The organism is Pedobacter heparinus, from assembly GCF_032678725.1.
Taxonomy (GTDB): domain Bacteria; phylum Bacteroidota; class Bacteroidia; order Sphingobacteriales; family Sphingobacteriaceae; genus Pedobacter; species Pedobacter heparinus_A.
On sequence record NZ_JAVTSC010000010.1, the window covers coordinates 194373 to 217201 of the forward strand.

Below are 22829 nucleotides of genomic sequence, written 5' to 3' on the forward strand. Positions count from 1 at the left end.
GAAAATGCGGCTATTACGTATATTGTTCTAAAAAAGCATAATATTCCAGTATAAACTAGTAATCTAAGATATAGTAATTTTTTCATTCTTTTATTAGTGATCATGCGATATAAATGGACAATGGCTGACCCGCTCTACCAAAAATATTGTTTTGTCCATTTACTACCATTCCATCTGTACGTATCTTCAGACAAAGAGATTATATCATTTAAACTGAATCATCACTTTGTTTTAACCCTTCTGAAAAAAGGTAATCCCTTATTCTTCCAAAATACTTTACTACTAATCTATCTATTAATCTTCAATTAATTATTGCCGGATGAAGACTTTCTGGCAATTTCATATATTGCCTGTTATCAGCTATTATCGAACACAATATGAATACGACTGCCTTAACTATAATTCGGCCTTCATCATTAGGAAAGATTAACTGAACAGCCTTCTTTACCGATCCTAGTTTACCATCTAGCACGTGCAATTCGGCTTTTATTAGGTATCTCAAATAGCTTTGCCGCTAACTTCATAGGTGTAATATTAACAGCTACACTTGTTAAGGTAAATTGCTGATTTTCATAGATGGTTTTTAATGGCAATGCCTTTGTTTTCGATATGAAATAATACCAGTTACCGTATGCATGCTGTAGACAGACCTGCCGAAGGCGGGATGTACGTACAAAAACACAACTTGCAGATATAAAAACAAACAGGTTGACCGTATATGCAGCTAAGCGTATATACAGCCTATTAGCTAAACAATAAAAGCCCTCAATTGAGGGCTTTTATTGTTTATTTTAGAAATTAATTTCACCAAAGATACCCATTAAAACTACCCCAGATAAGTACTATAATAAAACACATAGTCACAATCACATTTACTTTTAGGGTACGTTTTATAATAGTACCATTATTCATAACTGATCGATTGATAAAATATACCAATAATACAAGGATTCCTCCTTCAACGATCAAAACAAGTGTTTTAATAGCTGCAAACCCCAACATACCTGCTGTATCTACTCTAGGCTGATTATTTTGCCACAAAAGACTCTCTGGCACAACATTATCATTAATATACGTATTTGCATATAGTAAACAAAAGAACACAATCAACTGATATGCTAGGTTAAAGGTTATGTATATAGTCTTCTTCATTATTGTTGCTTTTTTTCTGGGAATGGACCAGCTGGTTTCGCTTGCTGTGCCTTGTTCCAATCATCTATTTTATAGGTTTTACCTCCAAATACAATCCCAGTAAATTGACCTTTATTATTAATATTAATGCGAACACCTACTTTCGCAACTTCTTTTACATCACCATTTGCTAATGTTTTAAGTCCACCATAAGCTGCAGCCCCAGTCAACAAAATACGCTGTCCTTTTGAATCGCCTATTGTTGCTTCAGTTGCAGGAAACCCTTTACTTGATAAGGTAACACTCGCATCAACATAACCTTCTTTAAGATTCTCCGTTAAACTAACAGATGAATTTACACCTACTTCTGGTGCCAGACCAAGACCCACAGGATCTGAGCCAGTAAGATGTGCGTCATAAGACATAGTACTTTGACCGTTGTCGCTGGAAGTAAAAATTCTATCTACACCCCCTTCCGAAGTGAAGTTTTCAGCATTACCAGCAGGTATGCCATTCCAATGTGTTCCAGAACTAGTTACGTTTCCACCACGTATAGTGCCTTTACTCGGATCGATTGTAGTAGTCTGAGATAAACGAGAAGTTACATTATTACTAGCTGAGAAACCTCTATTATCATCATTGAATCCCGTACCTCTAAAGGAACCTGTAGGTGCAAATGCTCTAACTGTAACGGGATATGGCCACATGCCACCAACATCAATAAACCTTATTGGGTTGTTGAATGCGTAGGTGTATGGCGACCATGTCATCATCTTCTCCGCCAATGGATCAATCACATTCCACCTTCCAATCTCCGGATCATAAAACCTTGCCCCGTAATCGAGCTGTCCCAGCTCATTTTGCAACTCCTTGCCATTGTAAAGATATTTATTCACTCCTCCACTTGCAACTTTTTGTTTACCAAAAGAATAATAGTTATCCGCTTGTAAAGGTTGCAACTGTAATGTACTTGGATGCTGATTAAAAGTATACCTTACATTACCCAAATGATCAGTCAGGTTATATTCGTAACTATAAATATCAGGAGTTCCAGGATTTCTTCTCGCCTTCCCCTCCTCAGTCATAATGAACTCAATGGCTCCTCCGGTATATTGGATACCATTTACATAATCAGAAGTAGCTTCCATATTGCTCTCCTTCTTCAACTTGGCACCAGTTGCATCATAAGTGTAACTCATGCCCAACAGCCCAGGCTTGCTAACTGTTGATGGCAGGTTCAGCATGTTATAATCTATCGTTACCCCGTTCCGTCCATCGGTTGTGGCATTACCATTCAAATCATAAACATAGCCAGCGGTTGCCAATGGCCCGCTCACAATCTGGTTTAACCTGTTACCAGTATAACTATAAGTGCTTACACCTGCGCCATCCCGGTTCATCGAAGCAATATTGCCCATTACATCATAGGTCAGGTATTCGCTCATATTCACACCAGTACTTACACCGCTCTCCAAACGGTTTAACTTATCGTAATTATAGGTGTACACATTTGGATAAGGTTCAGCAATACCCCACTCCTGATTAGCAATATTGCCATTATACTGTGGGGAAGTTCCATCAGCATATTTCAGTTTAATACTAAACTGATCTGATTTGCTATTATTTAACCAGCCTCTTTCATTGTAAGCATAATCTGTATTTTGTAAAAAGCTACTGCCATCGGTACTATGCAACGATTTTTTTGACAGTTGACCAAGTTCATTGTAATCCATTTTACTCATCACCACTTCAGGCTGTCCATTGATCGATTCCATCGTAGCTTTCTTCCTTCCCATATGATCATATTCATAACGATTCGCAATGGTTGTTGTAGCAGCCGATCCTCCTGTATGTGTTCGGGTACTGGCCGTCAGTTCCCCGGCAAAGTTCCAGGTATTGTCGATGATGTCTTTACCGCCCAAATGGTTCTCTGCTGTAGTTTTGATCACCCGCCCGTCTGCGTCGTAATAGTTTACATTCAGGTAACGGGTAGTACTGTTGATCAGGTAAACAAAACTTCCGGTTTGCAATCCTTTTACCCTGCCAGCAGACATTTGTGTAGTGCCATCGGGCTGGGCATAAGTACCTGGAAAATTGTAATCATCGTAGTAATTGATGGTATAACGATAGGCAATGCTTTGCGGAAAAGAGGCATTGTCATATCCGGTTGTCCCGTTACTTGCACGGGTTTCCCACAGGTACGTTTGGTTATTCACTGTAGTAGCTAAAGTACCTCTCAGCGCAGCATCTGCATACAACCCTGTCATAACCACCCTGCCCAAAGCATCATACTTGGTAAACAGCCACTGGTTTGCTGCTCTCTGCATGGCATCCTGGCTCAGCACCAATTGGTCCAGTTTGTTGTAAACCATATGTTCCCAGCCTTTACCGGGGATCTTTTTTTCAATTAATCTTTTTCTACCGTCATAACGGTACTGGTAACACAACTCATCCAGCGTGGTTTGGCTAGGCACGGCTTCTGCATCGGGGTTTGCCCCGGGAGGTAATACAAAACTCAGGTTCCCCAAGTCATCATACACATAATAAGTACTCAGCACTTCGATAACATTGGCAGGTGCAGGTGTTCTGTTAAATGTCCTTTTCAGCACCACTCTGCCTTCTTTGTCCTTATATTCTTCCGTAGTACCGGCTTTTACATCGGTACTTACCCAGTTCTCATCTTTGCTGATCGTCAGGTATAGCTCATTTGCTCCGTAATAACCTGTTCCGCTTAAGCTGCGTTTATACTCTTCACCAGGTGTAGTAGAAGAGACAGCATTATATAACCTTACGGCAAATCCGATGCTGCTGTAAGCAGTGGAACTGTTATTGGATCCATAGTCTATTTTCTGGGTATGGCCGGTATTGTTGACAGCAATCTGCCAGCTGGCACCCGGGGCGCCCTGCTCCAGCACCCGGTTCAAAGGAGAAGCTTCAAACCTGGTTTCCGAAAAAGCTGTACCAATAGTAGTCACACCTGCAGGTGGGCTAGCATAAAAACCTGCCTGACTTGTTAAAGCAGAAGGTTTAAAGCTCCCATTCGCACCTGTAACAGTTGTATAAGGCAGGTATTTAAGCTGTTCCCGGCCATACGCATCATAAGCCACCGGCTGCACTACATCCTTGAACGTCGGGCTGCCCTGTACAGTTACACTTTGCAGTGGCCTGCCCAGCCCATCTATATACTGTATGGTCTGGTTTACCTCACATGTACTCCGGGCGCTGTTAATATTGCTATTATCAACTCCAGCTACTTTAAAAATTTTTGTGCTGATGTAATTCTGATCGGCACTTGCTGTGCTTAAAAAAGGTACACATTCCTGGAAACTTGCCCCGGTAAATATCCTTACAATTTTCCCTGCAGGAATATAAAAGCCATCCGTCAGCGTCACGCTTCCCGTAGCTTTTATTTCAGTTTGGTTGCTATAACTATTCAGCGTAATGTGCTGCGCTTTTGTACCGGTAAAAATAAACAATGACAATAACATTATCATTAACGCTCCCTTTGGAGCAGCCATCAATTGCTTTTTCATAAGGATTCGTTTAAGGTTTATAATGATAATCGTATGATTTTAAGATGTTCCCATCCTGGTCTTTGATGTATTTTAACCGCTGGAAAGTATCATATTCATAATAGGCAGTCATACCTTTGGCATCCGTTTGACTGGTTAAGCCAACAAGAGGATTGTAGATATAGGTAGTGATTTGAGCATTGGGCAAGCCGGTTCTCAAGGGTGCTATAAATGCATCTAAACTTGCTTTATCGGGATATGATTGACTAAAGTTATCAATAACAACAGCACCTTTAATGTTTTCTATAGCAGTGTAATCTGCATTCTTTATTTCTGCTACAGGATATTGTCCGCCATAACCCCATAGATAAGAAGTAACCACTTCATTTTTATCCTTTACCTCAATAGGGTTATGAGTCTGGCTATATTTTATAGTCCGTTTTAAATTATAGTCGCTATCGGCCGCTGTCCCTGTAGCTAATGAACTTGTAAAATTAACTTTAGGAGCGTTGAGCTCTAATTCTGAAATACCTACCGGGAAACCAAAGTCATCATACGTGTTAAAAGATGCCCCAACAATTTTAGTATTTGAATCCTTTTCTTTCTTTACCACTTTTTCTACAACAGCATTATGAATATGAGCTGGTCCTTTCATCATACCTATGAAACCGCTGTTTACACCTGCATAATCTGCCGGGTATTTATACTCCGTTATGAGCTTTGAACCGTCACTTTGTATATTTTCTGTTTTTGTTACCTGGTAATGAGCCGGGTTCCCGTAAAATGATAAAGTTGACGACTGGGTGAATTTACTCTCATCATCAGGATCATAAATCGTAGTTGTTTGAGATTCGGGATGTATCCATTCTGATAAATTGTCATAAAACATGATTTTGGTATTGGTTAGATAACCGAGCTCCCCAACATTCCCACAACCCTGAATTTTCATCCCTTTAACCGTTTTTAATTGGGAAAAATTATTATTATAGGTATTAGTAACCTCTTTAATTTTTTTATAGCTATTGTTTACCTTTTTATAGTCAATAGTTTGTTCCAAAAGCCCGTTTCCTGGAGCAACAGCATTGGGTATCCCAGGAAAATATTCAGGTGAAACTTCATCGGCAATACTCCGGTAATAGTAATCGCTCTTACCATTGTCACCACTTGACACCGTTACCATTCCATAGCCAATTGGATTACCCTGAGCAAAATTACCTAGTGGGATATTTGAATCAGAACTTCTTTTTAGCGAATTGTTTACTATATTTTCATAAAGTGGGGTTCTTAACAAAGTCCCGGAAGATGCAAAAGCGCCACCAGTCGTTAAAGCGCCATAAGTGTACTGTTTAACAATATCATTGGCGTGATCAATACCATCATAATCTCTGGTTTTTTTGATGCGCACCCCACCTCCAGGTTTAGAATACTCTACAACTGAAGTCTGCTCATCCCAGGAAACCACCAAGCCTGTTTCAATGGTACCTTCAGCATATGTCTTTATCAAATACGTTCCAGCCGAAAGCGACACAACCAGTTGGCCTACTTTGTAATCCGAACCAGGATCACACCCAACTTCCAGCACAAGACCTTTGACATAATATGGTGTACCTACCCTTTCTATGCTGGCATAAAGGTCGGGAGACGCGTTATTTGAACATGGATCATAAGGACTATAGTTTACATTGGCAGTCATTGTAACTACTGTATTGTCAGGCACGGTGATTGTAATTTCCTCTGGAAAGGTTTGATCAGGAAAATCAATCCCCGGATAAGCAATCAAGCTTCCAAATTTCCTAAGATATTCATTCCGGTGATTAACAACCTGGTGCTGGGATTGAAAATCGCCGGATTCAAACTCAAATTCAGATGTACCCCCGGTAGGATAAGTAACTTTTTTTAATACGCCATACTTTACATAGGCAGTATCGGCGTTACGATCAGCTCCGGCTAAGAAATTTTGGCCAAATGCAGCTAGCGTATTGGTTGGAGGAATGAGGGTACTGATCCAGCCGCCATTATTGTTGGGCGAAGTAACGTCGTAAATGCTGGTATTAGACTTCCCGTTATAAAAACCCCAATGATCTCTGGCTTTTGAATTCTTTGCTGGCAAATCCATACCACTGCCGTCAATATATTCAAAAGTATAAGGCGGTTTAATATCGCTTCCATTTCTTTCAGTTACACTAATTAGTTTAAGTCTTTTTTCTGCGTAAGAGGATGAACTGTTATTGAAATAAGTATAACCCAGATCAAAACTTTTAAATGGTGTTTTGACGGTATTTATAACCGTTGATATAATTATTTCTTTTAGTTTTTTTGGTAAGGCTCCGGCAACAAAGGGCTGGACATCAGTCCTGTCGTCTCTCACAAAAGTTATATTGCCATTCCTAAAATCAATTTCCTCCAGATAAACGTTGTAGGTTACATTAAGGGAACGATGGTAAGTATGTCCAACCGGTTCATATTCCTCGCCACCTGAAGATATGCGATGAATTCTGCTCTCACTTCTAGACAACTGGCTTCGGCTACCATTAACTGAAGGTGCCGAATATTTAAAATGGATATTTTCGCCATTCGGTGCAATTATCTCATCTAAATACCACGAAGAGGTTACTATTTCCGGGTCTCCTCCGGGGTCACTGGAACTTTCCATACCAGAAGAAGAGCTGGTACTCCTGGTTTTCTCTGATGTACCAAAAATATATCGAGTGCCGTCCTCAGTTATCAGCGTCCATTTAAAACCCGCAATACCGGGGTCATAGTTTACATTAATGCTAATCTTTTCCTGTGCAGAAAGACATACAACAATCGGATCGGAAGAACTGGCTCTCTTTTCAAGCACAAACTTACCCGAACGCCCGCCAAAGTTAAAATAAAAGGCGTCTGGCTCTACATCAATTCTTTTCGAACAGGCATCTCCAAACATGGCCAGGTGAGCCAACATATCTTGCTCTGAATAACCATAGTCATTAATGCCAGGAATATTCCCAAAAGAAAGTGGTAATGCAGGGGCATCGGGATAACCATAACGTTCCTGCGAAGAAGGAAGATACGCTTGTTCATTTAAATCGTCAAGACCACGCACGGACCGGGTAATTACACCGCCAGCCAATAAACTCCAATTTAAACCAACCCAAGATGCTTCTTCTTCCACACGGACTCCAGACCCGTGATAATTTAAGGAGATAGGTACGTTTAACCCACTTGTTTTAATTTCATATAACGGGATATCAACACTGGGAATTCCCGTATACAATGAAACAGGAATATCACCATATTTACCCAGTCCCGTTGCTGTTGGTGATGGAGGAATAACCGGAGTGGGCTGGTTTTGCGAATAACCCCTCATCCACAAAATCAAAAAACATACTAAGGTTACAGCAGCTTTGATGCGATTTCTTGCAGTACTTTTCATACTTTATTATTTCTTTTAGGTGTTCAAACTCTTTTTACAGCTCCAGCTATATATCGCTTTAGCCATTAAGAATTACCCCCAATACTAAAAAAGCAAAGGGCAACCAGCTTGCCCTTTGCTTTTTTTTGAAAAAAAAATTAAAATCACTCTAAAACCCACCTCAACTGCCCATAAACCAACTTTCCAAACACCAGAAAACCAAATCCGCTAAGCTCTCCCAAAATTACCGGGGCAGTTTTTTGTACCACCCCCTGCGTAAAATCACCAAAACAAAGCCTCAGCTCAATAAATGTTCGCCAACGTAAACCGTCGTACTTACCGCGTTTCCTTCTGCGTTCACGTAATGCATCCAAACATGTAAACTATCCCCGGCAAAGTTTGCCGGCAGCTGTAAATCCACCCGCTTATCCCCGCGTTGCGCCACATCCTTAAAAGTTACAAACTTCTGCTTTGCAGGATTGTAAATCACCACATTGGCCTTATCGTCATCCCTGCAAAAAGCCGAGGGCGATGGGTTGTCCCATTCAATCCGCAGGATCCCCTCAATTAACACCAGTACTTCTTTAATCAAAGAGATCAGCAGTTCTCCGCGGCTAAATATGGCCCTGGCAAAATTGATCGCGTATTCCGCAGCCGAATTACCTGTAACTGCTTCTTTTAAATGATAGGATACACATCCATTCATAGGCGTTTTATCGCCCGTAAAAACCTGGTAGCCTATCCAGATCAGCGCTTTTAAAGGCGCCAGCCAGCCACTTACCATAGCCAACAAGGCCCGCTGGTTCAACTGTTTTTCTGTTGGCTGCTTTTGCGTAAGCTCTGGTAAACTCCGCATATAATCAATGCCTCGGTAATTTGCACCAACTGCATTACCTATTTTGCCACTAAATGGCCCGTTTATTCCGTTTTTATATCTTGCCATTTTTTATGTTTTTTTAATACACTCATCCTCTCGAACCGAAGGGAGAACCGAGCTTGCGAGCTCAACAGAAGCGCAATAAATGCTTCGAGTTAAACCTCTTGAACTATGCCTGAACAATGTTTTGTCATCCAGAACGAATCCTTTGTCATCCAGAACGAAGTGAAGGATCTAACTCCGTATAACAATGAAGGTATATCCTTCGAGGACCGCGCCTGCGAAGCTCATTGCATTCGCAACCCAGCCAATGCCCGCTCATGAACATACCGTTCATTGTTTTAAAATTATCCAATCAGCATAACGGCTAACCGTTCTCTTGTGCCTCAAGCGCTGATAAACCCCATCACCGTTCCTGCTGCCATCATTGTTACTGTTACCCTCATACCCTACAAGCCAGTCGCCTTTTATTTCAGCAACTATCCCTGCATGCGCAATCCGTTTAAATTCTGGAAAATAAACGCCAAACACATCAGCAGGCTTTGGCTCTTTTACCATCCTTGATGCCGGAAACATAGAAGGAGACCAGGCCGTTCTAGGCTGATCATATCCCGCTTTATGAAAGCACCAACTAACAAAACTCGCACAATAAGGATTTCCCTTTTTAAGCCCTGTGTAGGCTAAGTATTCTTCAACTCTTGGCCCGTCATTATTCCCTGTCCTCTCTTTAACACCAACCTCTGCTCTGGCTATGCGCAGCACCTCTTGTCTTACACCACCACCATCAAACACCCCAGCCCCACCAATAATACCAAGGCAAACGATGCCCATAAAAATCCCAGCTTTTGCCATGCGTCCAAATCTTCAAATTGTACAACCATATGTTCCATTCCGGGCAATCCAACCCGCAACCAAAACCTCGTAAACAACCACCAGCTCAATTCAAGCAATAGCAGAAAGGTAATCAGGCTTAATACCACCATTAACGGCACACTCTGGTTAATTCCCGAAGTCATTCCAGGGCTGTTTAAAAATGCCGTAATCATGCCCCAGGCAATCATCAATAGCCCAAACAACCTGTGTTCTTTCTTCACCTCGTTTATAAGGTTAATGAGGTTTATACCCCAATACTTAATATCTAATGTTTTCATAATGAATTTGTTTTTTAAGTGTTTTTTGTTTTAGCATCACGCTACTAACGCGGTCGTCATTCCGAGCTAGCGTAGCGACGAGGAACCTCTTGAACTATGCATAATCAAGAGATCTCTCCCTGCGGTTCGAGATGACGTGACGTATAAGAAATAAACAAGGGTGCTGCGCGCGCAGCACCCCAATAGTTAAAGCACCAAAAATTCCCCTGCATAAAAGCTATTGGAAACTTCCTTCCCGTCAACGCTTACAAATGAAATCCAGGCATGCACATTATCCCCGCTAAAAGTAGCAGGCAGTTGCAACACATAAGCGGCTGCCGATCTTGGCGCAGCACCTGCCAGCGTTACAAACTTGTCTTTGGTCGGATTATACACCAGCAAGGTGGCCTTATCCGTTTCACCCGGATCGCCAACCGGTGCATTATTTGCCCAGCTAAAGTCAAGCTTGGCAGCAGTAGTAATCAGGACCTCCGCTTCCTCAACAGGCAGCAAATCCCCAACACTAATTATCACCTTTTCATAATCAATGGCATAGTTTAATGAGCTGGTTCCGGTAACTGCATTTTTTAAATGATAGCCGGTAGCCGCATTTACCGGTGTAGCACCCCGTTTAAACTGCTGGTAGCCAATATTGATCAAAGCCTTAAGGCGTTTGAAAAACAGACTCACCAATGCCAGTTTTGCCCTTACATTTATTTGCGCCGGGCTAGGGTTGTCCTCGCCCACATCAGGCAAACTTTTCATGTAGTGGATGCCACGCCAAACTGAGCCAACAACGGTGCCCACGGTACCGCGAAAGTAGCCAAGGATGCCCTTTTTATAAGTAGCCATAATCTTAAAATTTAATGATTTGATTTTTTAGAAGGCACCTTTGAGGTTAGCTGATCTCCCGGCCGGTAAGATCATTGAAACCCGATGCTGGAAACAAAGGTATAGCGGCTATTCATAAAATCATAGTACCGCAGGCATGAACAGGCATGGGCGGACTTATGCAGGCATCAAGCCTGGACTATTTAAATGGATTTACAATTTAAAACCAACCGTATCTAATGACACCGCATTAAAAGTAGCTTTTTTCTTTTTCTTAGCTTCTTTACTTACGGTCTCATCTCTGGAAAAAGCAATCACCTCCATTACTTTCCCAATGTAATCTTTTGGAACAGAAATGGATATCTTATCAGATTCAACTTTTACGAGTTTCCGTATCATGTATCAAATTTACATAAAAATTTTTGCAACCTCAACTCAATTGTTCAATTACCAATTTGGTATCCAGATTAGTATGGGCACAAAATTGCGCTACAGTAATCTGTTCATACCTGCCTTTATTAAATCTCTTTTTAATAACGGATATCAGTTTTTGGGCAGCCGTTCTGCCTTTCCCCGTCAATAACTGCACATCCTTTGTATAAATAAATAATCTTGACATATAAACTCCTTTTAAAAATGTGTTTTTCAGAATAACACAGCGCTGTTGGGCAGCACAAGGTGTTTAGTCGATCGTCATGCCGAGGGAAGCAAAGCGACGAGGTATCTCTTGAACTATGCTTAACCAAGAGATCTCTCCTATCGTCGAGATGACGTGGGGCTTAATCCTTACGGTAAATCCCAAAAACCCTCGATATCCCCGCCATTACCTCCATATCATGCACCGATCTGATAAAATCCAGTGCTATCCCTTCCCAGCTAAACCTCACATCCAGATGCTCGCCAGAGCTTTCACTTTGAAACCACAGCTTCAATGCTACTATACCCTTCAAAAGCGTACTTTCCAATACCCAGCATTTGCCCCTATGGTCATAAAGCTCCAGGTAAAAATCTTCCATTGCTTCCATCTTAACCGAAACAACCAGCTCCTTCATGGCCTGTATAAACTCATTAACCTTCGTTAAATTGTTAATCCGGTACAAAATACCGTTGCGCTTAAAAACCATGCAAGCACGATTGTTGCGCTTTAAATAAATGTTTAATTGTAAACTATTCTTCATAAGTATAAAACGTTAATTTTAAATGAAGGCCCGGCTATGAGTGCCGGGCCTTCGAGCCTTGCCAAACATTAAGGCTCATTTTAATCCAACGAAAGGATTAGTGCTGGTAAATCACTTCCGGCGGTACGCCAAGGCTGGTCGATGTGCCAACAGCGCACTGGTCTACAGTACCACTGCAGCCATAGTAATTCTCGGCGTCAGTTTTAGTACCAACAAATGGGTTGGTTTCTTCCGGTGGTGTTTCGCCACCCACCCTGGTCCAGGTGTACTCGTTTTCATTGGCACCTGACATGTGCACAATCTTTGTAGCAAATGCGCCCAGGGTTACTACCGTTAAGGCAGCAATCATCATCGTTGTTTTGAAATTGATTTTCATTTTTTTTAAATTAAATGGTTAAAAAAATTTGTTAATTATATATTCAGATCTGGAATATCACATTAAATAAAGCGTTCGTCAGTCTTGTGCATGCCCAACCATGACTACATGGGGTAAGCACAACCCTAACTACGCGGGGCCCGCCCCGCCCCGCAAGGGCCACCTATTGTACATGCCCAACAATGCAACTGTACCGATAAACATAAAAGTCGCGTTAAAAAACAGGTGGTTTTTCCAGGAAAGCCCGCTAACCACACCGCCACAGGTGCAGCCGAGCTTTAAACCAGACAGCATCATGCCAGTTATATACACCTCAAACACGCCCAGCAAAATAACAGCAGCCCATAAGCCTTTCTTGCGCCAACCAGGTAAGTATAAAGCAACAACAATCAGCAATTCTATCAGGGGTAACAACCAGGCCAGTACGGGCGCATAAGCCTGCATCAGCGCTAAACGCGAATCCCTCATCTGGAAAATAAACTTGTCATATTCCAGCAGCTTACTCAATGCAGTGTAGCCAAACAAGATCACCAGCAGCGTGATGCACACCTCAATCAGTCGTTCTTTATGTTTCATAATAAGTGGTTCCTGATAATATTATATGATTTGAAAACCCGCACAAAAAACATCAAACCCACCAGCCCAATCAAACACCGATACCTTTCCGGCATCAACGGTTTTTAGCCACAACTTCAGGTACACAATACATACCCTATAACATAGTTCCAATTCATGCTTCCTGCCGTTCACATCGGCCAGGGTAAAAAAGCTATGGGGTGTTGCGCCCGCGGTTACCGAACGGATAAACTGCTGGGTATCTGCAGCCAGGGGCAGCACCCCAAGCAAGCCGGTTATTCTGTAATGCTGGCCCTGTGCTTTTAGCACCAAACTGCCTACAGTTATTCCGTCATTGTAAATGTTAAATAGTAAAATTTTGCTCATAGGTTATATCAGGTTGATGAAGCAAAATTACAATGACGGCTTTGAATAGATGTGGGCGCTACACCCACAAAACCCTAAAAAATAATTTAACAGAAATTACGAATTACTCAGCATATTGAGTAATTTTACTCAACGTACTGAGTAATTCGTAAATCATGTTCCAAAGACCTCATATAAAATACCTTACAAGAGTTTGCACATGGAATTTCGAGATATGTGGGGTTAAAATAAATTCCAATACCAGTACACTTGGGCAAATTATACTTTAGCAGCATCAGGGTAATTAAAATGTTGTTGCGAAATAAAGAAGGCTTTAGCCTTGCATAAGAATATTTAAAAATTCTTGAGCAGTAATCACCGTCACTTTAGGAAAAGGTAGTGTTTTAACGATGTTAAAATGATGGTCATTGGTTACTAAATAGTCAACATCAGCGGCCACTGCAATATCAAAAAACTTATTATCATCTGGATCAGCCATAATCGCATTCCAGTTATAAAACACCTTTTGAGTAATTATATCAGGTGATTCAATAAAAATTTCCATTATAATTTCGGCAGCGCCCGGAGCAGAATGCTCCTGCATAATTTCTTCATACTCTTTAAGTATATCTTCTGAAACTACAATCTGGTAGTAACCTTCTGTAAATGCTTCCCAAACTGGCCTTAAAGGGCTTCTCTTTCCTAGAGAAGAGACCAGTACATTAGAATCAAGTACAATCCTCATTATTGCCCGTTAAGATTTAGAACGAAAGTGGCCCTTGCTTAGTTTTTCGTAGTCTTCGGGTTTAACATTATTTTTATTATCCCAATCCTCAACCACTTCATCCAATTTTTTTGACAGCAACTTTACGGCAAGTTTACGCATCTGCAGAAAATCCTTTTCAGGCAAAGGGTTTTTCAACAAGCGCAACATTAATACCTGCTGTTCATTTAAGTGATTACCAATATCTACATTCACTGCCATACCAATTCAATTAACTATATGTGTAAAGTTAACGAATTTATTATTTATTTGCTATTTCAACTTCACCCTACCATTTTAACAGGCCTTCTTTTCTAAGTGCTGCCCTGGTTTTTCTAAAAGTATCCAGCTTTATCCGCAGGTAGCTGGCAATGTACTTGTCCTGCAAAGGGCTTTTCTTTGGTGGCAGCAACTCTTTCTTATCGTTGTAAAATTCCAGTATCTTTTCCCGGTTAGATCTGTTCATCAGCTCATCGCGTTTCCTTTCCAGCTTTTCATAGCTGGCAGCGGTTTTAAGGGCAAGTTCCTGTACTTCGGGGATGTCTTTGTAAATTTCCAGCATATCTGCGTGTGTAATACTCAATATTACGGCCTCTCTGGTGGCTATAATATAAAAGGCCGATTTAACCTGGCTCATAAAAGCATCGAGGGCAATTATGGTGTCCCTGTCGTAAATGCGGGTTACCCGAATCTCGCCAAACTCGTCTATGTAATATACCAGTATAAAACCAGCAATTAAAAAGAAGGCCATATCCGGTACATCGTCCTGGGCAACCAGTTCCAATAGTTTTTTACTAAAAGGTACTTTTTTCATGCGTGCCCTTAGTTCGGGCTCCAGTTTTCTTGGGAGGGGAGTTTTTGGATCAATACTCCGCAATACGGCAATTAACCTTGCCAGGAATTTTTCATTTTCTAACATTTAAGATAACGTTAACTGTTTGTTTGCCGCCTGGTTTTCTCGTTTTACAACCAGGCTAAGCACAGTGCCCAGGGCACCTTATAATTCTCTCTTTTTTATTTATTTGGCAAGCATAAGTTTTATGCCCAACCAGCAAAATCATTGTGTGTATTGGCAAAATATTGTATCATGTCGTTTTAAAAAAAGGCTTGTCAATCCGTTCTTTTTTTAAAAACTCCAGCACAGTCAGCAACGCCGTCAAATCAGCATCTATACCTGCAATGAGCTTACTTTGCCTTTTACCTAAATCCCTGATCAACTCCAGCATCCTTCCCTGCAACTGCAGCAATTGTGTTTTGCTGCTGTAGTATTTAGCCAGCGCCAGTTCCATGTCTTTTTCGCGGCCTATATTGGTAATCTCCGTAAACAGCTGCATAAACAGTTCATTTTTATGCAGCATTGCAGGAGCAGACAATGGATCTCCAAAGTAGGCCAAATCTAAAAGTGATGAGGAAAGCCGGGCAATAGGGTCCAGGTTGTTTGCTTTCATTTTATTCTCCGGACTTCAAAAAATTTACCTTTTCTTCATCCAGCTCAGGGATCAGGTCGATGTATTTTCTTTCGAATAAATCCCATAAGATGTCATTGGCCGCTTTCCGGGTAATGCCCAGCGCGGCCATCAGGCTTTCGGTGTTTAACACCGGTTGCGGGCTATTGGGGATGAGTTTGGTTTGTTTCATAAGTAGTAGTTTTTTATGTTTTGTTGTTAGTTTTCTATTTAAGGCACCCACAATCCTTCCGGCAACAGCATTGGCCGCATCAGTACGGCCACACCAAAACTGTGCATATTTTCATCAATGTACTTTTGAAACTGATGGGTCATACTCATTGCATGGATAATTTCCTGGTAAAAACTGAGATCTGCACTGTACACCATTGTGATACTTTTCACAATCCTGAAGCAAATCTCTGCATCCAGTTCCTCAATATCAGCGCACACATAGCCGTTACCTCTTAAATACCTAAGCCATAGGTTAGCAAGCGTAATCTTATTCAATTCTTCGCAAGCTTTAAGCTGATGATCTGCTATCAATTGTTCAATGTTGTTGTAATCTGCAATCAGGTCTATATTGATGCCTTTTTTCTCGTCAAAACTTAAGTTATAGGTTGCTGTTACCTGGCATGTTTCATGCAACTCAAAATAGATTTCCTCTTTTGTTTTTATGGGTAAACCAGAAAAGGTAAAAAAGGCATTCAGTTCTTCTGCTGGTAATAAGCCCGTATTTTGTTTTAATATTTTCATTTTAAATATCTATGGTTTGCGCTTCAAAACAAGCCAGCAGCTTCCTTTGCAATGCCATAATCTCTTTATTATTGATTTTTAGTTTTTCCTTCAGCGCTTCATTCTCTTGTCTAACCACCGCCTCTTCTTCATCCAACAACCAGCTGGTCTTTACTTCAAAGATTATCGCCAGTAATTTTAACCTGCTTACGGATACCTCTGTAAATGCACACTCTATTTTTGAATATGCAGGGACAGAAATTCCGAGCAGATCAGCCATGTGTTTTTGGCTCCAGTGCCGTTTTTTGCGCAGGGCTCTTATTTTTTGGCTGATGGTTGTGTCTTTCATTTCTATAGCTAATTTTACGCATCGGGCATATCTTTAAAACATGTTTACCGGATTTATCAAATCTAAAGCCTCTGTTAACTGGCTGCTTACATATATGGCCAGGCTGGCCTGGTAGGGGCTTATATTGATGTCACCTGTAATGCGTGAGTGAAAAGAAACAAGCTCATCAGGCCTGGCCAGTAACAATTCCAGCTTTTCTTTCATTTCCTGGTATCTGTCTGAGTGATACTGATCTCCTTCCAGCAGGTAATCTTCCGGTTGGCGTAGCAATGCTTTATAGGCTTTATGGCTGCGGTCTGCAAAATCATCTGGTTTGATCAACTTAGCTTTGGTATCAGCAATTTCGTTGAGCAGATTGCTGAATTGGAGGATGCCTTGGTTGGTTTCTTTCATGGTTTGTTAAAAATTAAGTTTATAGGTACAAAGCCTATGTGCATACAGCACTGCCATAGTTTTTCCAGTAACCTTCATATCTTTTATCTTTCCGGTCTTTGTTTTGGGTAAATAAAAGCTGAGTTTATATTTGCCGTTTTTTAGTTCATATACATCAACCACCCAGGCATTTTTGAATTGTTCAGCATCTTCATTGTCTGCTTTTAAGTTTGATTGGACAAATAAATATTCTGCACTTACACAACTCTTTTTGTTTACTACTATTGGTGGTTCGGCTAGCTTAATATGTCCATCCTGATCTGGTAGTCCAATCTTTATTTTAGCTCTGCTGACCGTATCTATGGTTTTACCCTTATAAAGTAAATTTAAATTTTTGTCAGCCACGATGAACTGATTGCGGTAATAATATAAGTAAACCAATAGACCAAGCTTCTGATTATAATGTAGTATGCCATCTCTACAAAAAAGCCCGTCCACTTGCTTTTCAAGTAAGGCAGGGGCCTTTTTAATTGTCCCTGCCTTGTCTTTTTTAACTAACACATACCCTTCCTTTGCAGTTATGGTTCTTAAAACAAATGAAGAATCAGGCAAAGGAATAAAAGTATCATAACTCAAGTCTATTTTAGAAAAAGGTTTAGCCCTCCATTCAATAGTATCACCACGGTAAATTTGTTTGACGTCGTCTCTTACAACATAAAAAAATGGTGAGGTAAATACAGTGCTTACTATACTTTTTTTCATCTCTTCAATTCCATCGATTTTCACCTTCCTTATATTTCCCTTATCCAATTGAACTAATAATAAACGATCCATAACATCAGGTATTGAGAGTACAACTTTTTCAGAATCAATACCAGCAATTTGATCTGTATTATAATTCAAATTCATTTTAAGTGCTGATGATAAACGATGAGGAGGAAAAAGTCTAATAAAGTTGTTTGGATCTCTATTTACCTCATAAGACAACATATACAGTCCCCAAATCAAGCTCGTACTAAAAACACAAATTAAAAACAGGATGCCAATTCTTTTACTCATAGAACTAAAACTTATTTATATCTTGTATGCGAAAAAACAATTAAAATTCCTCCTGACGAAGAACGTTAGGCATTTCCCAGGCACAACCTATTTCACTTGCATAAGCATCAATTCCATTAATAGTACAAATGGGGCCAGAAAATGATGCATCACACCAATAATCATTGTCTATGTGTCCATACGTACAGTTGGGGGCATAAGGAGTAGCTCGATACCATCCGTAGTTATCTAATGTTTTCATTCTTTTACTGTTTGTAAAAGCACTCAATAATGCAATAACGCATACAATTACAGCTAAAATTCCAAAACTTTTCATAAATCTTAATTTTAAGTTAATTGCCTACTCTTTTTCAGGTTTTCGGCTTGGCCTGTTTGATCAAAATCTCACAATATTTTAAATGCAAACTAATCCTCACTAACTCTTGCCCTACTATTAGGTGACAAAAGCACACCAACCACAGAAAGCAAAATAAAAACACTGTTAAAAATCAAATGCTGGTTCCAGTTCAATCTCGCTAGAACGCCACCGCATGAACAAGGTACATAATCAGCAAATTTGGTAATTGCAATAATATATAAGGAGAATAATACCATTAGTCCAAAAGAACTGTACAAAGAAATAATTCTGAATTTCGTAAACATTAACAGCAACGATAGTATAATTTCTAGAAATGGAATTCCAATTGCCACCCAACCAGCAAAGACAGCAAGTAAGGGAGAGCGCCCCAATTCGTTTTTAAACTGACTATAATGCAACAGCTTACTTACAGCCGCGTACGCAAAAAGTAAAATGAATAGCAAACAGATGATTTCAACTACTATATTTCTTTTCATAATTAATATAATTATAAGACTTCCATCAATACCTTATCCAGTCTTTCTCCCCGTAGGTTGATCGCTATAATTTTCCCTTCTCGATCTATCAGGAAATTTGTTGGTAAAGAAACGACGTTATACAACTTGCTTGCCGATTGATCAAAATCTGAAAGCTGTAACCAAGGCAATTCATCCTCTTTAATTGCTATTAACCACATATGTATATCTTTTTCCTCGTCCCTCGTAACTCCAACAATGGTAAAATTCTTATCCTTGTATTTTTTATAGACTTTAACCAAATAAGGATTTTCCGCCCTACAAGGTGGACACCATGAAGCCCAAAAATCTACCAAAACATATTTGCCTTTAAAAGATGATAAACTATAAAAATTACCTAAACCATCTTTTTGCTTAAAAATAGGTGCTTTTTCACCAATAACAAGGGGTTTCCGCTCTATGATCTTAACCACTTTTTCCTTTTTTAATAACCATGGTAAAATTTGTTGTTCCTGTGCAAAAACATGAATACATTTGATATGTGTAACCAGTAAAAACAAGAATATCTTCTTCACCATGTAGGTTCCCCCTTCTCCATTTTAGCTAAAGTTTCCTGATAACATTTATTACTGGGTTCAGCTTTAAGTACAACTGTCTTCATATATTCTAAGCCTTTTATTTTCTGGTTCTTAATTAGACTTAACTTATATAGCACATTTGCCGCCGTAAACCATTCATCTATAGAACCGGTATTTAAATAAATCCTCCTCCATTGATCAGCATCTTCCAATAAATCCTCGTTTAATGAATATCGAAAAACAAATTTTGCATATTCTGATAGTTTTGTTGGGTGAATCATATGGATGAATTTGGAAGCATAGACCTTAACTGAACGCTCAAAATTTATAACATCGAGATTAGCTTTGTAATATTCAGTTTTAGTTCTCCATTCAATTTCTTCAGCCTGATTTGAATAATTGATATCAAGAGCTTCATTTAAACCATTCCAATTAGGCTTCAAATTTGGCGTTACAAATTTGGCTATTATGGTATTGATCTTTGCACTGTCTTGGGACGTAAATACTTTTGATTTATAGGTGAAGTCGTCCGTTGTGAAAAATTTCTCACCTTTAGCATCATAGATTACCATCACTTTAAATTCTCTCTCTCCCATCATTAAATCCAGGCCGTTCCTTTGCAATTCTCTTTTGACCTGATCAATTTGGCTCATATCTGCATTGATTGTGATGTCTATTCTATCTGTTATTGCTGTTTCGTCGAAAAATGGAATATAATGGGACTCTTTAAGATGTTGAGTTAAAAAAGGGATCAAATCTTTCATTCTCTTTCTTACCGCAGAAAAACCAGCTGGGCATGTCGCCTCACCGGTAAAACTCTCCGGCATACCTTTATTTTTCAATTTTTCTAAGGCATTAGCCTTTGCAATAAAGAGATAGACAGGCATTTTTCGCGTTTCCATCCGAACTTCGTAACCGAAACAATTTTTTAAGTCATTTTGAATAACTTGCATAACATATTCTTTCGTTGGTTTTGAAAATGTTGGTAAGGTCAAACTATAATTATATTGACCTTTGTTAAGTTGCATATTCCAATCAAAAGCGATGCTGTCTTTTATTTGAAGAATAGGCATGGGGTATATCCTCCCATGCAATGGACTACTTGCATCCCAATTAAATTCCCCAAAATAGGCAAGATTATATATCATGTACAAAGGATTACCTACCATTCTATAACCCTTCCTGGTAAATTCGTTGGATATTAGTTGATAGTCTAAAGCTTTTGCTTCATGGGTTTCACCGGTATATCTCGTAAATAACGACTGAAAATAAACCAAAGAATCCTTCTCTTTAGGAAAAGAATTATCTACGCCTCCTTCAAATTTCAAGCGTTTTCCAGCAGTCAGAGCAAAATTTGGATTTCGGCCATTAATTAGCTCTTTAATTTTTGATGCCGTTAAATCCACTCCAGTTGTAATAGACCTTATAATCCCATTAGGGTCAATTATGATTATATACGGCATCGCACCGATTTTCCACTTTTTTGTTAAAACTGAATCATAAGCACAAGGAACAACCAAGCCCTGTTTAATTCTAAGCTTTTCAAAAACTCTTTTAGTTGGCTCACTTTTATTCCAGCTCCCGGGGCCATCGTCTACCGCAGCTACTAGCATATATTGAATTTCACTTCCAAACTGTTTTTGAAATTCATTTATTTTTGGAAAACTTTCTATACAAGAAATACAACCAGTAAACCAAAAATCTAGAAATAACCATTTCCCTTTAAAGTCTTTTAAAGAGGCATGGTTAGTCTTATATCCGGTAACTTTCTTCAAAATGAAATCTGGCATAGCCCTACCTACTTCAGGAATATCCAAATCTTTTTGCTGTGAAAAAGCACTAAATGGTAGCCATAACATTAGCCCCAACAAATAAATTAATCGTTTCATTGTGTATTGTTTTTATAAAAGAATATTAATTTGTAAGCAGCCATGCTGCTTACAAATACGCATAAATTGAATTTCTATTGGTAACCTGGGTTTTGTTGATTTGCCATTGCAGGATCATTTTGAATTTGCTCTTGCGGGACTGGGTACAACTGATCCGTTGATTGCCAGTTTGTACCCTTTAGCGGGGCAACTACTGCATTTGTCCGATTAGTACGCTTTAAATCCAGCCACCGGTGCCCTAACTCTGTAAACAGTTCAAACCGACGTTCCTGTTCTATTGCGGCCAGCATTGTTGTCTCGTTGCTGGCTGAGGTATTCCCTATCCCAGCCCTGTTCCGAATAAAATTAAGGTCACTTTCAGCACTATTGGCACTCATAACCTTTCCTGGTTGATGTGCCCGGGCTTCGGCACGTATCAGATATTGTTCACCCAGCCTCAAAATCATTGAATACTCTGTTATTGGACTTAAAGCGGTGGCTTTATATTTAACAGGCTGATAATAAGTGCTGGAGTTAAATGTCCTTGTCAAGATCCAATTTGCTTTTCGTAAGTCTGCATTGTCAAAACTCAATACCAGGGCAGGCTTAAGTGAGGCGCTATTGGGCTGGGTTGAAAAGGCAAATGTACCGGCATCATTGGTGTTCCCGCCATCCCGGGCCAATTGCCAGATGGCTTCTTTAGAATTTTTCAGGAACATATTAGCGATTGGTTCCGAACCATAAAGCGCAGTGTAATTGATTACCTTAGTTGCTTCTGATTCCGCATTTATCCAATTTCCGGTATACAAATAAATCCTAGCAAGCATTGCAGTAGCGGCAAATTTATTTAATCGTTTTCTTTCCGTTGTAACAGTCCCGTTTGCTGCCTGATAACTTTCGCTCAGCAAATTTTGAGCATCTTTCAAGTCGATTATGATTTGCTGATAAACGGCTGCTTCAGGTGTGCGGGGCTGAACAGCATTAACTTTATAATCTGTTGTTAGCACTAAAGGCACATCGCCATATAAATTAACCAGATAAAAATGTGCAAATGCCCTAATGAATTTTGCCTCGCCTTCTAATCTTGATTTTAAGGCCGGTGTAAGCTGTGTAGCACCTATCAATCCTTCCAATACCGCATTGGCCCTAAAAATTTGCTGATAAGCTGATCTCCATAATGAAGTAGAAGTAAGCGGGGTTAAATTGTTATTCGCAAATTCGACCTCGGCAGGTGTGGTTGAATACAGATCCAGCTCATCTGCTGATAATGCCCCTAAATAACTTAAACTCGCATTTGATCCTCCTGTATAGCTGGCTGGGGACACCATTTGTGCATAAATATCCATCATGGCAGCAGTCGCCGTAACATCATTCGTAAAAACCGTGCTTTTTATCAGACTTGTTTTCGGAGGATCAATCTCCACAAACTTCCTACATGATATTAAAAATACGATTGCAATAAAGCCTAAGATACTTTGATTATATAACCTTTTCATA

Annotated in this window: 27 protein-coding genes; all 27 read right to left on the reverse strand. The window is 39.9% G+C overall.

The annotated features are described in order from the left end of the window. Positions 1-804 precede the first annotated feature (804 nt). Positions 805-1152, reverse strand: a complete 348-nt coding sequence (locus R2Q85_RS16115; RefSeq protein ID WP_316812832.1) for a hypothetical protein — start codon at positions 1150-1152, stop codon at positions 805-807. Further along, a complete protein-coding gene (locus R2Q85_RS16120; RefSeq protein WP_316812833.1) occupies positions 1152-4664 on the reverse strand; it encodes a DUF6443 domain-containing protein in 3513 nt (1170 codons plus the stop codon). The genes R2Q85_RS16115 and R2Q85_RS16120 overlap by 1 nt, the downstream gene beginning before the upstream one ends. Before the next feature lie 10 nt (positions 4665-4674). Further along, positions 4675-8058 carry a hypothetical protein gene (locus tag R2Q85_RS16125; protein WP_316812834.1) on the reverse strand — a complete coding sequence of 1128 codons (3384 nt, stop codon included), beginning with the start codon at positions 8056-8058 and terminating at the stop codon, positions 4675-4677. A 277-nt stretch (positions 8059-8335) separates the two neighbouring features. Then, positions 8336-8980, reverse strand: coding sequence for a DUF6266 family protein (locus R2Q85_RS16130; protein ID WP_316812835.1), 645 nt, complete (start codon positions 8978-8980; stop codon positions 8336-8338). 267 nt (positions 8981-9247) lie between these two features. After that, complete coding sequence (locus tag R2Q85_RS16135) at positions 9248-9745, reverse strand: peptidoglycan-binding protein (protein WP_316812836.1); 498 nt, start codon at positions 9743-9745, stop codon at positions 9248-9250. After that, on the reverse strand, positions 9685-10065 hold the full coding sequence (locus R2Q85_RS16140) for a hypothetical protein (RefSeq protein WP_316812837.1): 381 nt from the start codon (positions 10063-10065) through the stop codon (positions 9685-9687). The genes R2Q85_RS16135 and R2Q85_RS16140 overlap by 61 nt, the downstream gene beginning before the upstream one ends. Before the next feature lie 186 nt (positions 10066-10251). Beyond that, a complete protein-coding gene (locus R2Q85_RS16145) occupies positions 10252-10896 on the reverse strand; it encodes a DUF6266 family protein (RefSeq protein WP_316812838.1) in 645 nt (214 codons plus the stop codon). Between the two features lie 192 nt (positions 10897-11088). Continuing rightward, positions 11089-11274 (reverse strand): hypothetical protein, encoded by a 186-nt coding sequence (locus tag R2Q85_RS16150; RefSeq protein WP_316812839.1) that lies wholly within the window; start codon positions 11272-11274, stop codon positions 11089-11091. 31 nt (positions 11275-11305) lie between these two features. Beyond that, on the reverse strand, positions 11306-11494 hold the full coding sequence (locus tag R2Q85_RS16155; protein ID WP_316812840.1) for a hypothetical protein: 189 nt from the start codon (positions 11492-11494) through the stop codon (positions 11306-11308). 160 nt (positions 11495-11654) lie between these two features. Then, positions 11655-12053: a hypothetical protein gene (locus R2Q85_RS16160; RefSeq protein WP_316812841.1), complete on the reverse strand. Its 399-nt coding sequence runs from the start codon at positions 12051-12053 to the stop codon at positions 11655-11657. Positions 12054-12150: 97 nt separating this feature from the next. Beyond that, positions 12151-12429 carry a hypothetical protein gene (locus R2Q85_RS16165; RefSeq protein WP_316812842.1) on the reverse strand — a complete coding sequence of 93 codons (279 nt, stop codon included), beginning with the start codon at positions 12427-12429 and terminating at the stop codon, positions 12151-12153. A gap of 129 nt (positions 12430-12558) precedes the next feature. Beyond that, positions 12559-13005, reverse strand: coding sequence for a MauE/DoxX family redox-associated membrane protein (locus tag R2Q85_RS16170; RefSeq protein WP_316812843.1), 447 nt, complete (start codon positions 13003-13005; stop codon positions 12559-12561). 21 nt (positions 13006-13026) lie between these two features. Further along, positions 13027-13371 carry a hypothetical protein gene (locus R2Q85_RS16175; protein ID WP_316812844.1) on the reverse strand — a complete coding sequence of 115 codons (345 nt, stop codon included), beginning with the start codon at positions 13369-13371 and terminating at the stop codon, positions 13027-13029. Positions 13372-13684: 313 nt separating this feature from the next. After that, the gene (locus tag R2Q85_RS16180) at positions 13685-14095 is read right to left on the reverse strand and encodes a putative toxin-antitoxin system toxin component, PIN family (protein ID WP_316812845.1); all 411 of its coding nucleotides are present in this window, start codon (positions 14093-14095) and stop codon (positions 13685-13687) included. Between the two features lie 9 nt (positions 14096-14104). Beyond that, positions 14105-14335, reverse strand: a complete 231-nt coding sequence (locus tag R2Q85_RS16185; RefSeq protein WP_316812846.1) for a hypothetical protein — start codon at positions 14333-14335, stop codon at positions 14105-14107. A 67-nt stretch (positions 14336-14402) separates the two neighbouring features. Further along, a complete protein-coding gene (locus R2Q85_RS16190) occupies positions 14403-15032 on the reverse strand; it encodes a hypothetical protein (protein ID WP_316812847.1) in 630 nt (209 codons plus the stop codon). 166 nt (positions 15033-15198) lie between these two features. Next, positions 15199-15561, reverse strand: a complete 363-nt coding sequence (locus R2Q85_RS16195) for a hypothetical protein (protein WP_316812848.1) — start codon at positions 15559-15561, stop codon at positions 15199-15201. Between the two features lies 1 nt (position 15562). After that, positions 15563-15751 carry a hypothetical protein gene (locus R2Q85_RS16200; RefSeq protein ID WP_316812849.1) on the reverse strand — a complete coding sequence of 63 codons (189 nt, stop codon included), beginning with the start codon at positions 15749-15751 and terminating at the stop codon, positions 15563-15565. 38 nt (positions 15752-15789) lie between these two features. Continuing rightward, positions 15790-16314, reverse strand: a complete 525-nt coding sequence (locus tag R2Q85_RS16205) for a hypothetical protein (protein ID WP_316812850.1) — start codon at positions 16312-16314, stop codon at positions 15790-15792. 1 nt (position 16315) lies between these two features. Then, positions 16316-16642 carry a helix-turn-helix transcriptional regulator gene (locus R2Q85_RS16210; RefSeq protein WP_316812851.1) on the reverse strand — a complete coding sequence of 109 codons (327 nt, stop codon included), beginning with the start codon at positions 16640-16642 and terminating at the stop codon, positions 16316-16318. Positions 16643-16675: 33 nt separating this feature from the next. Next, a complete protein-coding gene (locus R2Q85_RS16215) occupies positions 16676-17035 on the reverse strand; it encodes a hypothetical protein (RefSeq protein ID WP_316812852.1) in 360 nt (119 codons plus the stop codon). 6 nt (positions 17036-17041) lie between these two features. After that, complete coding sequence (locus R2Q85_RS16220) at positions 17042-18073, reverse strand: hypothetical protein (RefSeq protein ID WP_316812853.1); 1032 nt, start codon at positions 18071-18073, stop codon at positions 17042-17044. 40 nt (positions 18074-18113) lie between these two features. Next, entirely contained in the window at positions 18114-18389 is a 276-nt protein-coding gene (locus R2Q85_RS16225; protein ID WP_316812854.1) for a hypothetical protein, read from the reverse strand. Positions 18390-18478: 89 nt separating this feature from the next. Beyond that, positions 18479-18907, reverse strand: a complete 429-nt coding sequence (locus tag R2Q85_RS16230; protein WP_316812855.1) for a MauE/DoxX family redox-associated membrane protein — start codon at positions 18905-18907, stop codon at positions 18479-18481. 11 nt (positions 18908-18918) lie between these two features. Then, positions 18919-19464 carry a TlpA disulfide reductase family protein gene (locus R2Q85_RS16235; RefSeq protein WP_316812856.1) on the reverse strand — a complete coding sequence of 182 codons (546 nt, stop codon included), beginning with the start codon at positions 19462-19464 and terminating at the stop codon, positions 18919-18921. After that, positions 19458-21353, reverse strand: coding sequence for a redoxin family protein (locus tag R2Q85_RS16240; protein ID WP_316812857.1), 1896 nt, complete (start codon positions 21351-21353; stop codon positions 19458-19460). Before R2Q85_RS16240 ends, R2Q85_RS16235 begins: the two co-directional genes overlap by 7 nt. Before the next feature lie 74 nt (positions 21354-21427). Beyond that, complete coding sequence (locus R2Q85_RS16245) at positions 21428-22828, reverse strand: RagB/SusD family nutrient uptake outer membrane protein (RefSeq protein WP_316812858.1); 1401 nt, start codon at positions 22826-22828, stop codon at positions 21428-21430. Position 22829: the final 1 nt, after the last annotated feature.